This is a genomic window from candidate division KSB1 bacterium (assembly GCA_034521575.1).
Taxonomy (GTDB): domain Bacteria; phylum Zhuqueibacterota; class Zhuqueibacteria; order Residuimicrobiales; family Krinioviventaceae; genus JAXHMJ01.
The window spans coordinates 34,818-48,864 of record JAXHMJ010000003.1 but is presented as its reverse complement, the minus strand read 5'-3'; the positions used below and the strand labels follow the sequence as shown (position 1 = coordinate 48,864).

The following is a 14,047-nucleotide window of genomic DNA, read 5'->3' as shown; positions in this document are numbered from 1 at the left end:
GTGCATGAAAGCGCACAGCAGGTATTGGAACATCTGCACAAAAACAGTCAGAGTGCAACCGACACCACGCCTGATGAATCGACGGTTGACACGGCTTATAAGCAGCTGGTTAGCCGCTTTGACAGCACCTACGGCGGATTTGGTAACGCACCCAAATTTCCATCACCGCACAATCTGCTGTTTTTGTTGCGCCGCTGGCATCATACGGGAGATGCCCGGCTGCTGCATATGGTTGAACAGACCCTGCAGAGTATGCGGCACGGCGGTGTGTATGATCAGATCGGATTCGGCTTTCACCGCTATTCCACGGACGCCCAGTGGTTGCTGCCGCATTTTGAAAAAATGCTCTACGATCAGGCGCTGATGGCGCTGGCCAACATCGAAACGTTCCAGGCAACCGGGAAGGAGGAATACGCACAGACCGCGCGCCAGGTGTTTGAGTATGTACTACGCGACATGACGCATCCGGAGGGTGGATTTTACTCCGCCGAAGACGCGGACAGCCAGGGCGAAGAAGGGTTGTTCTATCTGTGGACACCGGAAGAAACCAAACAGGTTCTCGGTAAAGACAAAGCCGAGCTTATCAACGACATTCTGAATATCAGAAGCGGCGGTAATTTTGTCGACCAGGCCAGCCGCCAAAAAACCGGTCGCAGCATCCCACATTTCACCTCAACCGCAGAAGAGGGGGCACGGCATCACAATCTCACCCCGGATGAACTGGAAGTTAGGTGGCAGAGTGCGCGTCAGGCCTTGTTTGAAGCGCGCGAACAGCGGGTGCACCCGTATAAAGACGACAAGATTCTCACAGACTGGAACGGTCTGATGATCGCCGCCCTGGCCAAAGGCGCAGCAGCGCTGGACGATCCGCGCTACGCCGACGCCGCTCGAAAAGCCGCAGCGTTTGTTCAAACACATCTTGTTGACAAACACGGGCGGCTGCTGAAACGATGGCGCCGGGGTCAGGCCGGACTGCCCGCACATTTAAATGATTATGCGTTTACCGTTTGGGGACTGCTGGAACTTTACGAAGCGGTGTACGATGTGCAGTATCTGAAATGGGCCGTTGAACTGAACAGTCAGATGCTGGACCGGTTTTCAGATAGCGAGTCCGGCGGATTTTATTTTTCCGCATCCGATCAATCGGACTTGCTGGTACGGCCGAAAGAAATCTATGACGGCGCCATCCCCTCGGGCAATTCCGTGGCCGCCATGAATCTGCTGCGCCTGGCGCGCATCACCGGCGAGTCCCGACTGGAAATCGAAGCGCAGCGCATCGGTCAGGCGTTTGCGGAACAGATCAAACGCATTCCCCTGGGTCACACGCACTATTTGTCCGCCCTGATGTTGGCCCTTTATCCCCAATTTGAAGTGCTTATTGCAGGATCACCTCAAGCTCATGACACCCGCGACATACTGCGCGCCCTGCAGCGGCAGTACATCCCCAATGCAGTAACGCTGCTGCGCCCGACAGACACCGACGACCCGGATATCAGCTATTTGGCCGAATTCACCCAACAGCAGACCGGCATCGACGGCCAGGCAACCGCCTATGTGTGTCAAAATCACGCTTGTCAGTCCCCGACCACTAATATTGAGGAAATGTTAGAGATGCTGAGGAATGGCTGATCACCGCCCCGCTTTGCCGGTCATCTCATCAATCTCCAGTTTGAGCACTTGCATACGCTCCCATGAGCCGGCTACATTGCCGAACAGCCGCTCAATCTGGGACGCTGTGCTTTCCAGATGCTCGATGAGCACCCGCATGCCGTGCTCACGCTCGCCCTGTTCCTTGACCACGGACAGCCCTCCCCAAAGCACAACCGATCGGTAAGCGTGTGCGCATTCATCGACAATATAACCGCCATCCTCGATAATTGTGGCGCAGACGCGCGGATTGTCATGTATAAATTCGAGCTTGAGTCCCTTTGTGGCGCAATGAAAATACAAGGCACGCCGGGACGCGTCATAGCCGTAACTCATCGTCACAATATACGGCTCGTTACCGCGGCACAAGGCGATGGTGACAAACTTGCCCTGTTTCAAAACACGGTTAATCTCCGGTTCAGAGGTGATTTCGCGTTCGCGGCGGTTCTGCATGTGATAACGGCTCATAGGGGTTCCTGTTCAAATAGAATCAATGACAGTTATTCTGAATACAATATTCAATTTCAATCCTGATGGATCAGGCAACATCTTTGTTTAATTGCGTGCGGATTTTTGTTTCCGCCTGCGCATAAAATTCCGGGGTCAAACGCGACTGCTGCACCTGTCGCCTGGAAAACACAATGGCATTCTGCGGGCATTGGTGCACGCACCTGAGACAAAACTCGCAGCTGCCCGGGCTGAATACCGGCGTCATATCTGCCGATGAAAAACAGCCGCGTTCACAGGCTGCCACGCAGCGACCGCAGTTTATGCACTGTTCTTTCAGCACATGGATGCGCTGTTTCAGCAGATGTGAGGTCAGCATACCGAGATATTTGTTGGGCGCGTTCAATGGCGCATACCAGCTGAATGCCGGTGCGTTTTCTCCGCATGATTGTTTGCGCAATATGGCGTCAATTTCGGAATGCGAGCGCAACAGCCTTGCGGCGGTATCTTTACCGTACCGGTATAGAATACGAAAATCAATCGGCGACATGACCACCCCGTCGCTGGCGGGGCCACGGATTGTGGCATGTCCGACGGTTAGAACATTCTTTTTGCGCAGTTCCCGGGCCAAAATCCTGATGCTGTTGCCACGAAACCAGCCGCAGGTGGTGAGTATAAAAGCGCGTTGCGGCTGCTCGCGAACCGGCAATGTTCGCACAAAACGCAGCATGGAATCCGATGGATGACAGTGATAGGTCGGGAATGCCAGAATGAGCAAATCCGAGGCAGCCAGCGCAGCATGATCGCGGACCCGGTTGACGGATGTGTGTTTAATCGGAAAATGATCAGCCAGCGGATCACATAAAATACCGGTAATCATACGCGTACTGCCGGATCCGGAATGGTAAAGACAATAGAGTTCAGACACGGTTATTTCCCTCTGCAGCAGCCCCCGGACTCGGATTTATCCGGAACGCGGCAATTTGGAATATGCTTTTCTATTCAATGAATGGTTTATAAAATATAAATTTTTATCGTGAAAATCCAAAGTAATTCCCCCAAAAAAACATTTTCACCTTATCGTTCCGGCAGAGAGACAAATATCCGTACTATTGACTTGACACGCCGGGCGGCGCTCCCGCCGCCCGGCGGTTCTTATTTCACCAGCATCATCTTGCCAGTATGCACACGATTTTGCGGCGCATCTTTATACAACAGCCGGTAAACATACACACCGGACGCCACACGGCGTCCCGAGTGGTCCGTGCCGTCCCACACCACTTGATGCACGCCGGCGTCTTGTCTATTGCTGATGAGAACTTTAATACGGCGTCCGGTCATAGCGTAAACAATCAGACTGACTCGTGCGCCGTGCGGCAGTGCGTATTCTATGGTGGTTGCCGGATTGAACGGATTGGGATAATTTTGTCGAACATAAAACTGCATCGGCAAAGAACCTTCCGCTGCCGGATCCTCATCCACGCCTGTCACCAGGTCAACACCGGCCCAGAATCCGGCCTCTATGCGGTAGTTTTCGCTGAGCAGCATGCCTGCGGAAACGGGTTCACCGGCAGAGCTCCAGGACGCGAACTGTCCGGACGCCATGCGACCGCCACCGGCATCTGTCACCGCCCGTTTTAACATATAGGTATCGCTTGTTTGTGACATCAGACCACCGGAAACACACAGGAGGAACACCAGCAGAAACAAACAAGTTCTTTTATCTGAATAGCTCATGACTTTTCCTTTATAATTATAGTTTATTTCTGATTCATCTGATAATGAATACCCTGCGTCTCTGACACACTGTTTTCCTCGGGATACAGATACCGGCCGCTTTCTTCTCCCTGTTTGTTAACTTCCACCTGGATTCGGTGCTGTTTCGCCCAGGGGTCCTGTCGTATACCGGTGATCTGCCAGGACACGGTCATACCGGGGGTTCCGCCGGCAATGACAAAACGGTTGTCCTGCACCTCCTCAGAAATATGCAGGTTCGGGCCCGGTTCACCGATGGCCGTCAATTGATAGCGGAAATCGCGATTCAAGACCTCGAACCAGTCCGGCAGTTCAACCACAGCCCGACCGCCGGCGTCCAGCTCGACATTGCCGTTGTAGACGTTCATCATATCCGGGGATTCGACAAAGGAATGCTGCAGATACTTGTTCTCAGGATCCAGGGGATGGTCGATTTTGAACGCGCCGCCGCCCTTGGACAAGGCGCCGCTGATATCCACATCTCCGACAAACCACCCGGCCCGGTAAGAACCCTGTGCTTTGACACCGACCTCGCCGTCGCCGTACACGCCGATATCCGTCTCGCTCTCACCCCACACGCCGACACCCTCAAAACTGTAGCCAAACACGCCGTTATCAGGCTGAGCTGAATAGCCCGGATGCGTACCGGCCAGCGCGCCCCAGCAATGCAGCCGCGGATTTTCACCGAATACAGCAAAATTTGACCATTCGGTATAGCCAAACACCGCACTGGTATCTCCTGCCAGAAATGCGTAATTTCCATTATTCGGATTCTCGCCGTATACCGCAGCCGTATTCCCGCCTAAAAATCCAAACTTTCCATGCCCCGGCATATTTTCTACACCAGCCTCGCCATAAACGCCATAATCACCGCCTAAATACCCATAGTGGCCGCTATTTTGGCCAAAGACTCCGGCACTCTCTAATCCTCCGATCCCGTAGACACCATGGTCCATCTGGCTGAATCCCACCACACCGTATTCTTCATCCATATGATAACTGCTTGCCAGCGCACCCCAGCAGCTGCCTTTCTCTCCAAGGACTGCATAATGCGGACTGCTCATCGGACTACCGGCTGAGCCGTATACACTGACACTGTCGCCGCCGAGATAAGCATAGGTGTTTTTACCTGCATTCTCACCATAAACAGCATACTCGGAACCGCCCAGATAACCGTAAAATCCGTTAACCGTGTTTTTTCCATACACCCCGGTATTGGAATCACTCGAACCGTAGATTCCGCGGCCGTGGGGACTGTATCCCCTGATACCGACATCATCGCCGCCAAGTCCACCCCAGTTCCCGTCCACAGCGTTTTTTCCCAGCACGCCCCAGGTATCCAGGTCACCGATGGTCTCTCCGTATACACCATAGAGCAGACTGCCCAGATAACCAAAACCGCTGCCGCAGCTGCCGAGGATGACGGTATCCTGATCCGAAGACAGATGCAGGGGCACGTTCACATTCAGCTGCACATCACCGGCATCGCCGCCGCCGTTCAATCCGGCTCCCGCCGTCACAGCGGTAATATCGCCGCCGCCCTGTCCGCCGGACGCGGATATGGTGATCGTGTTGGCAGCATCATCCGGGACAATGTTCACATTGCTGCCCGCCACCAAATCCACATTCCCGCCGTCATGGGATACACCATCAATACTGCTGACAATGTCCGGACCAATCTTGTCTGCGGTCACGGCATCATCCGACAGCATGAGTGTATTGACGCTGTTTTCCTCGCCTTTCTCTACAAAATCCGCTGCACTGTTTCCGGCCAGACTGTCGCTGTTCAGCGCCTTGAACGCATACCCCACACTGACCAGCGGCTGACGCGGCTGCATTTCTTGATCTCCGGCTACCTTGAGGGTCAGATAAAGAGAAGCACCGTCGAATATCGAGCCCGGGATCGGATTCACCGCCCCCAGGAGCACACTGAAATGACCGTTTGTAACCTGCAGGGTATCATACGATTCCTGCCAGAGAGCGGCACCACCGGTCACACCGGCATACAGATAAAACGTTACGGACAACCGATCATTCACCGGTTCCCCCGCGCTGTCATGCAGCATCCCCTGATAATGGATTTGCGGCGGTATTTGACTGAAAACAATCGCCACAACCAGCAAAATCACGAGAAGCACAAATCCCCAAAACAATGTTTTTTGTGACATGATTTTTACCTCCACATAAAATGAACCGAACAACGGTCTGTTACATACCGTTACGCTGCCACAGCCGGTATTATCTGAAATGCAATTGCGCTCAGAAATACACAGATTCTGCGCCACGCGGAAAAACAACATCTTTTTGATGTTAACAGGATCGGAAATTAGAAACAGAACTGCCGGTTCGGGGTCGGAATCATATCATCAAATGACAGGAAAGAAAAATTCGTAAAGGAAACGGGGGGTCAGAGTATGCTTTACTGATGATATAGGTCTATCTTAATTAACAATCTCTTTAAAATAAATATTTCACCAGCATCGAGTTGCCGGTTCTTACCCACGCAGCTCCGCCGTTGCCGGTGTGTATTGGTCTCAAACAAATCATATTTTATAACCCCTTTGCAACGCCGGTCATTTTAAAACAATCAGTTTGGCGGTTTGGGCATAATGCCGACCGCTGACACTACAAAAGTAAATGCCGCTTGGCAGCGCACGGCCATTATCATCGACTGCTGTCCATGCAATATGATGACAACCCCGTCTCTTTTGACAATCCAGGATTCGCGCCACCAGCCGTCCCTTTATATTAAACATGCAAACACGAATGTGTTGCGGTTTTTTTAGGATGAACCGAATAAACGTACGCCTGTTAAAAGGATTTGGCGCAATCAAAAGTTCCTGTTCCGGTGTTTGCGGCCGATTTTCATATACCGAACTGCGCAGTTGATGAAGCGTCTGCGCAAACACCGGCAAGCCCGGTTTGGCAGCGTCCGAATCTCTGCGAACCAATCCGCAATAGCGCAAATGCCGGTCCAGAGCCGGCGCGTTTTCATCATCATTCTCTACTGTGGTCAGCGTGTAATAAAAAAAACCGCGCGCGCCGTTTTCAGCCGCCGATTGCAGCGCGTCACGGATATAAGCAGCCTGTCGGGATTCACTAAAAAATCCGCTGTCCTCTGTCAGCGTCAGACTGTCCGGCGGATCTGTACTCTCTTTTCCCGGATAGCCGGTTTCAATCACCCACACCGGCAGATCCGGACGTCCCAGTCCTGTTAGTGCCCGCCGTACCGCCCAGACATAGTCGCCGACACCAAATCCGAGCACCGGCAAGGCTGTCATGGCGTTGGGATAAAAATTCACGCCCACAATGTCCAGATCATCCAGCCAGGCATGCAATGCCGGCATGATGTCGAGTATGTGAAAATCATGGGCAATACGGGCTGTTGCATCCTCTGCCCGCACTGCACTCACCAGAGTCGACCACACCCGGTCTCTAAAACCCGCATCCAGCCACAAATCGCCTTTGCGCCACCACATTGAATCGGCAGCTGCCCAGCCCGCCGCATTGAGTTCATTTTCCAGCTGCCAGACGTCCACTTTATTTGCATACCGGCGAACTACTGCATGCGCAAGCAGTTTCAGATTGTACAGATATTCGTCTGCATTCACACCGCTAAAACCCAAAGCCATCCAGGTTTCCGTCGCAGGAGCAACAACACGGCCGTCATTCAGGAGAGGCAGTGCATCCTCATGCCCGGTTCCCAGGATCATAAGCGGCACCAGTTCGGATGAATTGCCTTTGTCCAGAATCCTCTGCAGACGGTCAAATTCATCGCTGTTCCAAATTGCCGTATCCGCGAGGCAAGCATTAATCATGGCAGGCGTCAGGTCATCCGGGTTCAGGTCCGGACCGTGTAGAAAGTATTTCTGCAGATCACGCCAGCGTGCTTCCACTCGATATCCTGTAATGCCGTATTCCTGCATTACATTGAACACGGCATTAACCCGCTGCGCTTCATCCCAGTTTGTATGCCATGCAAATGCATGCTGCAAAGTCCAGTAATTACAAGCAAAACCTCCATGCCGCAGCAATGGCTCTGTGACCAGATCCGGTTCAATACCCACAAAGGCCTGCGGATTTTCAACTGTGCCCGTCAGAATATCAAAATGCTGTACCAGCTGCACGGTATCCTGATCGTTGTCGTATTGTGTATACAGCCTCATGTGCATGGGAAAACCTCGCACAGCCGCAGCCAGCAATTCGGGGTTATGAATTCCCAGAGACTGGATGGGGTTGAGACGGGCAAGCAAATCCCGGGATAAAAACGACACAACTTGAGAGGAAAATTCTTCAAGATATTCCATAATAGCTTCTTTGAACAGTTCCTGCAAAACCATCAGCGACAACTCGCCCAATCCGCAGCCGCTGTCATACACCACCACCTCAGGTTCCAGTACCCGCAGAGGATTCAAATGCAGTTGATAATCGCCCTGATTGAAAGAACTGTTACCGCTGAACTGCAACCCAGTACAAGATACGTCTGCATACAGGTCACAGCCGAATCCGACCATGTACAGCTTCACCGCATCCAGAATGATTCGGCCTGAAAACATATCTGTACCAGAACTGTCGACCAAATACAGGAGCATCAGACTGTCCGGCAGCCGTATTTCAAGAACATCCAGGCCATATCTCAGGTCAAATTTGGAAACCAGACTGTCCATATGTGCGATCAATGCTGCGCTGTCAAATGACGCTTCATACCATTCCTGCACAGCACGTTGAACAAGATCTTCAGGCATGTTATGTTTGTGCCCGTTTATGTTGAATGCAAAGGTGGAAACACCGGAATGGGCAAGAGACACAGTACCTGTTAACAATAAAAACAATACAACCTGTTTTTTCAACATGATAGAACTCGTAATTATTTTACTTGAGAAACAAACATTTATGCACTGAGGTAAATCCATCCGCCTGCATACGGATCAGATAGGTGCCTGACGACAGGTTCTCAGGCTGCCAAATTATTTTGTATGATCCTGCATTTTGACGTGTTTGAATGAGATGGCTGACAAATTTTCCATTGATATCATATATCGAGATACAGACCTCGGCGGATTCCGGCAAATCATACTCGATTCGTGTATACAGATTGAACGGATTCGGGAAATTGGCTTTGAGTTGATACGCGACAGGTCGTGCGGGTGAATCCAGGACCCGGGTAACGCCTGATATAACCGTTTCGCTGTAACGGCTCTCATTTTCATGGCCATCCACGGCAGTGACGCTGTAGGTGTAGGTCTGATCCGGCATCACATTCAAATCGGTATACTGAGGACCGGCAGCCAAATCATACAACTAATAGACATGGTAATGCGACAAATCCGACTCGGCGGATTCTAACCATTCAAGCACAACAGCCTGCTCAGACAGGACGGCTGATAAACCGACAGGCAACCGGGGGGCAAGAGGGTAAGTACAAGCAGAACCGGCATCATTGCCATTCTCATCATCAGCGCCAATTATGGGATAATCTGTATAAATCGCCCCCGCAACTCCAAATCCGGAGTAAGCATCCAAATCATCGGGCACTCGCTTGGTTTCAATGCGTGCGTAGATATGATTCTCCCCGATCAAAATCAGGCAAAACAAGATAAAAAAACAGACGATACATCATTCACCTCCCTGTAAAAATCCAGTTTTTTGATAACCAATCATATTGAATACTCACAAAAGGTCAAAGGATCAGTAGGGAAACAGATGATTTAAGCGAGGTCGTAAAAAATCATTCATTTGGAATGTGGAGGCAGTAAAACAATGTTCGGTTTGACCTGTACTTTATTATACATTTAAAAAAACAGATTCATTCCCGTATCACATGAAATCAGTTTTTAAAACACAGGTTATGCTGCGACATAATCCCCCTGCTCAGGATTATTGCAAACATTCGGTTCAACCCGGAAGGGTTTACTCTCTGGACTGTTCCGGCAAGCTGTTCAACGTGCATTAAAGCCGATTACTTTGCCATCAATTTAACCAGAATCGCTTTCTGGATATGCAGCCGGTTTTCCGCTTCGTCAAACACCACAGCATGTTTACCATCCATCACCGAATCGGTAATTTCATCCCCGCGGTGCGCCGGCAGACAATGTTCAACAATGACGTCGGATTTGGCATGTGACAACAGCTCATCGTTCACCTGAAACGGCTGAAAGATCTTTTTACGCTGAGCCGCTTCTTCCTCCTGTCCCATGCTGGCCCACACGTCTGTATACACCACATCCGCATCTTTGACGGCCTGCACCGGATCATGATAAATAAGAATATCGCAATGTGTTTCAGCACGCGCCCGCGTCAGCAGCTCGGCATCCGGCTCATAGCCTTCGGGACAGCCGATGCGCAGGACAATGTTTAACCGCGAAGCCAGATTGATCCAGGAATGCGCCACATTATTGCCGTCGCCCACATAGGCAATGCACAAATTCTCTACTTTGCCCTTGTGTTCCTGAATGGTGAAAAGATCACCCAGCACCTGACAGGGATGCGTCAGATCGGACAGTCCGCAGATCACCGGCACCTCCGCGTGTTGGGCCAGTTCCCTGACAATATCATGCCCGAATACCCGGGCCATAATGCCGTTGCAAAACCGCGAAATCACCCGCGCCACATCGGCCACGGATTCCCGTTTGCCCAGCCCGACTTCATTCGGACTCAAATACAGAGCATGACCGCCCAATTGATACATACCCACTTCGAATGAAATACGGGTCCGGGTCGACGGTTTCTGGAACAGCATAGCCAGGGTCTGCCCCTTGAGTAAATGATGCTCTGTCCCGGATTTGGTTTTGCGTTTAAGCTCTGCGCATGTATCCAGTATATCCAGGATTTCATCCCGGGTAAAATCCGTAATTTGCAGAAAATCTCGTTTCATAGTACGCCTCCATTACAAAATATACTGACTCAGGTCTTCATCCTGGACCAGAGCTTTAAGTTGTTCTTTGACCGTTTTTTGGGTGATCTTTATTTTTTCCATCTCGGTGTCCGGTAATTCGAATAGAAAATCTTCCAACAGATTGCTCATCATGGTATGCAGTCTGCGGGCGCCGATATTTTCGCTGCGGGCATTTACCTGGGTGGCAAACTCGGCGATTTCCGAAATGGCGCCACGGGTGAAAGAAAGCGATACGCCTTCTGACTTTAGCAACGATTTGTATTGTTTGATCAGGGCATTGCGCGGCTCGGTCAAAATACGTTCAAAATCTTCTTTGGTCAAATCATCCATTTCCACCCGGATGGGGAACCGGCCCTGAAGTTCCGGAATCAAATCCGAAGGTTTTGACATGTGAAAGGCGCCGGATGCAATGAACAAAATATGATCGGTTTGCACCATACCGTATTTGGTAATGACATTGGTACCTTCGATCACCGGCAGCAGATCCCGCTGCACACCTTCGCGGGATACATCCGGATTATCGCTATCGTTCGAACCGGCGATTTTATCGATCTCGTCAAGGAACACAATTCCGCTTTCCTCAACGCGTTCGATGGCCTCCTGAATGATCTGCTCCATGTCGATCAGTTTCTCGGTTTCCTGCTGCTGCAGGATCACCATCGCTTCACCCACCTTGACACGGCGTTTTTTTCGGCGTGTTCCCATAAACGGGGATAATAAATCCTGGATATTCAGGCCCATTTCTTCCATTCCGATGGGGGAAATGATCTGCATCATGCCCGACGGTTCGGCATCCACATCCAGCTCTACCATGAGATCATCCAGTTCGCAGTCTTCGAGTTGCGGCCGCAATTCCTGCCGCAGATCATGCAGCTGACGTTTATCAACTTTAGAGTCGTCCGGGGTCTCGAGCTGCTGGGCACACAAGAGGGTGAGCAGATTTTCCAGCGCCGCTTCCAGAGCGGGCTGTTCCACAGCGCTCACATGCTCGGAACGCATATAATTCACCGAGTGATCAACCAGATCGCGAACAATGGATTCCACATCGCGTCCGACATATCCCACTTCGGTAAATTTGGAGGCTTCTACTTTGATAAACGGAGCATTATCAAGTCCGGCCAGACGCCGGGATATTTCTGTTTTGCCCACACCGGTTGCACCGATCAGAATAATATTATTGGGAAGTATTTCCGCGCGCATATCATCAGAAACCTGCTGACGACGCCAGCGGTTGCGCAGGGCAATGGCGACCGCTTTTTTTGCATCATCCTGTCCGATAATATATTTATCCAGCTCGGAAACAATTTGCCGTGGTGTCAGATTCATAGGCTCTCGCGAAAAGTCTAAAGGGTTTCTAAGTGAATACGGTCATTGGTATAAATACACATCTCTGCCGTCAGTTTCATAGCCTCTTTGGCGATTTGCTCGGCGTTTAGCGAAGAATGGGTCATGAGCGCTTTGGCGGCGATACGCGCAAACGAACCGCCGGAGCCGATGGTGACGATTTGATCATCCGGTTCAACCACGTCACCGTTGCCCGAAACGATCAACAGTGTTTTTTTATCCATGACCGCCAGATCAGCATCCAGGCGCCGCAGATAGCGGTCGGTGCGCCATTCCTTGGCGAGTTCAACAGCAGCGCGTCCCAGATGTCCGCCGGCATCACCCAAACGGTTTTCAAAGCGTTCAAACAGCGTGACCGCATCGGCAAGCGTCCCGGCAAATCCGGCCAAAACACTGTCATTGAAAATTTTCCGCACCTTGCGGGCGCCGGCTTTAAGCACGATATCGCCATAGGTAACTTGACCGTCACCGGCCATCACAGCGGTCCCCTTGTGAAAGAGGCCCAGAACTGTGGTGCCATGTAAGTTTGCTGGATTCATAAATCCCCTTATATGCTGCGCCGCATACGGGCGACAGGTATGTTCATTTGTTCTCGGTATTTTGCCACCGTGCGTCGGGCAACCGGAAATCCCTGTTCTTTTAACATATCAGATATCTTTTGATCATTATAAGGCTTCCCAGCCGGTTCCGTGTCAATCAAATCCTTGATGAGCATTTTAATCTTTTTATTGGAAACATCCTCACCGTCATCCGTACGGTATTTTTCACTAAAGAAATATTTTAATTCAAAAATACCATATTCAGTCTGGATATATTTTCCATTGGTCACACGGCTGATGGTGGAAATATCCATATTGATATCATCGGCAATATCCTTTAGAATCATCGGCTTGAGATAATTGGGGCCTTTTTCAAAAAAATCATATTGCCGGGTAATGATGGCTTCAACCGTGCGCATGATCGTGGCACGGCGCTGATGGATCGAATTGATCAGCCAGCGTGCGGATTCCAGACGCTGGCGTATAAAATCCCTTGTTTCCTTGGAGGTCTTTTTCTTGTCCAGCATCATCTTTTTATACTGCTGATTAATCTGCAAATGTGGAATATTATAATCGTTCAGATAGATGCGGAACTCGCCTTCTTCCTTGCGAACTTCAACATCGGGAACAATATAATTGTTTTCCAGGGAAATATATCCTTCACCCGGTTTTGGATTGAGCTTGATGATATGATCAATTGTGTCCTTGACACGTTCCAGACTGGTATCCATATTTTTAGACAATTTCTCATAGCGTTTGTTTTTAAAATCATCAAACTGATCCCGGATCATTTCGATTGCTTTAGCATGAACCGGATCCTGCTGATGCAGCTGGATCAACAGACATTCCTGCAAATTTCTGGCGCCAATACCGGGAGGATCAAACTGTTGAATGACACTAAGGACCTGTTCAATGGCCTCCGAATCTTTTTCCAGATTTTCCGCAATATTCTCGATGGATACGCGCAGATATCCGGCCGTATCGATGTTCCAGATAATATATTCACCGATGATAACCTGTTCCGGTGTCAGATCGGACATTTTCAATTGATCGATCAAATGGTCGGTCAACGTTTGCTGATAGACCTCAACGCGTTCATTATCATCTTCCTTTTTTTCACGCGGCGGTTTATATTCGTAATTGTCTTCATCATTCAGGATCTCATCCCAGTCAATTTCATCATTATCCTGTTCCAGGCCATTATCCTCTTCCGCCTCGTCTTCAAGAGCCGACTCTTCCTCCTGCTGTTCCAATTCGTACTCTTGTTCAATTTCCAGCAAGGGATTAATTTCCAACTCGGTCTGCAGACGTTGCTCCAAACTCATAATGGGTAGCTGCAACAATGAAGACAATAGCACCTGTTGAGGTGATTGTTTCATCTGTAAACTGATCTGTTGTCCTAACCGTACCATCAGGTGCC

The 14,047-nt window shown here is 50.4% G+C and carries 12 protein-coding genes; 1 reads left to right on the top strand and 11 read right to left on the bottom strand.

Annotated features, from left to right (window positions below; translation table 11 throughout):
• Positions 1 to 1,629, top strand: a complete 1,629-nt coding sequence (locus tag U5R06_08630; protein ID MDZ7722860.1) for a thioredoxin domain-containing protein — start codon at positions 1 to 3, stop codon at positions 1,627 to 1,629.
• On the opposite strand, the gene U5R06_08625 is transcribed toward U5R06_08630, so the two are convergent.
• From U5R06_08625 to rpoN, 11 genes are all read right to left on the bottom strand, one after another.
• Entirely contained in the window at positions 1,630 to 2,115 is a 486-nt protein-coding gene (locus U5R06_08625) for a pyridoxamine 5'-phosphate oxidase family protein (protein MDZ7722859.1), read from the bottom strand.
• Between the two features lie 70 nt (positions 2,116 to 2,185).
• Positions 2,186 to 3,022 (bottom strand): EFR1 family ferrodoxin, encoded by an 837-nt coding sequence (locus U5R06_08620; GenBank protein MDZ7722858.1) that lies wholly within the window; start codon positions 3,020 to 3,022, stop codon positions 2,186 to 2,188.
• A 227-nt stretch (positions 3,023 to 3,249) separates the two neighbouring features.
• Complete coding sequence (locus tag U5R06_08615) at positions 3,250 to 3,831, bottom strand: FlgD immunoglobulin-like domain containing protein (protein MDZ7722857.1); 582 nt, start codon at positions 3,829 to 3,831, stop codon at positions 3,250 to 3,252.
• A gap of 23 nt (positions 3,832 to 3,854) precedes the next feature.
• The gene (locus tag U5R06_08610; protein MDZ7722856.1) at positions 3,855 to 6,017 is read right to left on the bottom strand and encodes a hypothetical protein; all 2,163 of its coding nucleotides are present in this window, start codon (positions 6,015 to 6,017) and stop codon (positions 3,855 to 3,857) included.
• 405 nt (positions 6,018 to 6,422) lie between these two features.
• Entirely contained in the window at positions 6,423 to 8,702 is a 2,280-nt protein-coding gene (locus tag U5R06_08605; protein ID MDZ7722855.1) for a hypothetical protein, read from the bottom strand.
• 19 nt (positions 8,703 to 8,721) lie between these two features.
• Positions 8,722 to 9,150, bottom strand: coding sequence for a T9SS type A sorting domain-containing protein (locus tag U5R06_08600; GenBank protein MDZ7722854.1), 429 nt, complete (start codon positions 9,148 to 9,150; stop codon positions 8,722 to 8,724).
• Entirely contained in the window at positions 9,151 to 9,384 is a 234-nt protein-coding gene (locus tag U5R06_08595; protein ID MDZ7722853.1) for a hypothetical protein, read from the bottom strand.
• A gap of 424 nt (positions 9,385 to 9,808) precedes the next feature.
• On the bottom strand, positions 9,809 to 10,723 hold the full coding sequence (gene argF, locus U5R06_08590; protein MDZ7722852.1) for an ornithine carbamoyltransferase: 915 nt from the start codon (positions 10,721 to 10,723) through the stop codon (positions 9,809 to 9,811).
• A 12-nt stretch (positions 10,724 to 10,735) separates the two neighbouring features.
• Positions 10,736 to 12,070, bottom strand: coding sequence for an ATP-dependent protease ATPase subunit HslU (gene hslU / locus U5R06_08585; GenBank protein ID MDZ7722851.1), 1,335 nt, complete (start codon positions 12,068 to 12,070; stop codon positions 10,736 to 10,738).
• 17 nt (positions 12,071 to 12,087) lie between these two features.
• Entirely contained in the window at positions 12,088 to 12,627 is a 540-nt protein-coding gene (gene hslV / locus U5R06_08580) for an ATP-dependent protease subunit HslV (protein ID MDZ7722850.1), read from the bottom strand.
• 8 nt (positions 12,628 to 12,635) lie between these two features.
• Positions 12,636 to 14,039, bottom strand: coding sequence for an RNA polymerase factor sigma-54 (gene rpoN, locus U5R06_08575; GenBank protein ID MDZ7722849.1), 1,404 nt, complete (start codon positions 14,037 to 14,039; stop codon positions 12,636 to 12,638).
• Between the last annotated feature and the right edge of the window lie 8 nt (positions 14,040 to 14,047).

Bases quoted from the DNA above. Each gene is read 5' to 3' on its own strand.
- U5R06_08625 (MDZ7722859.1), bottom strand. From the start codon at position 2,115: ATGAGCCGTTATCACATGCAGAACCGCCGCGAACGCGAAATCACCTCT.
- U5R06_08615 (MDZ7722857.1), bottom strand. From the start codon at position 3,831: ATGAGCTATTCAGATAAAAGAACTTGTTTGTTTCTGCTGGTGTTCCTC.
- U5R06_08610 (MDZ7722856.1), bottom strand. From the start codon at position 6,017: ATGTCACAAAAAACATTGTTTTGGGGATTTGTGCTTCTCGTGATTTTG.
- U5R06_08605 (MDZ7722855.1), bottom strand. From the start codon at position 8,702: ATGTTGAAAAAACAGGTTGTATTGTTTTTATTGTTAACAGGTACTGTG.
- argF (MDZ7722852.1), bottom strand. From the start codon at position 10,723: ATGAAACGAGATTTTCTGCAAATTACGGATTTTACCCGGGATGAAATC.
- hslU (MDZ7722851.1), bottom strand. From the start codon at position 12,070: ATGAATCTGACACCACGGCAAATTGTTTCCGAGCTGGATAAATATATT.
- hslV (MDZ7722850.1), bottom strand. From the start codon at position 12,627: ATGAATCCAGCAAACTTACATGGCACCACAGTTCTGGGCCTCTTTCAC.
- rpoN (MDZ7722849.1), bottom strand. From the start codon at position 14,039: ATGGTACGGTTAGGACAACAGATCAGTTTACAGATGAAACAATCACCT.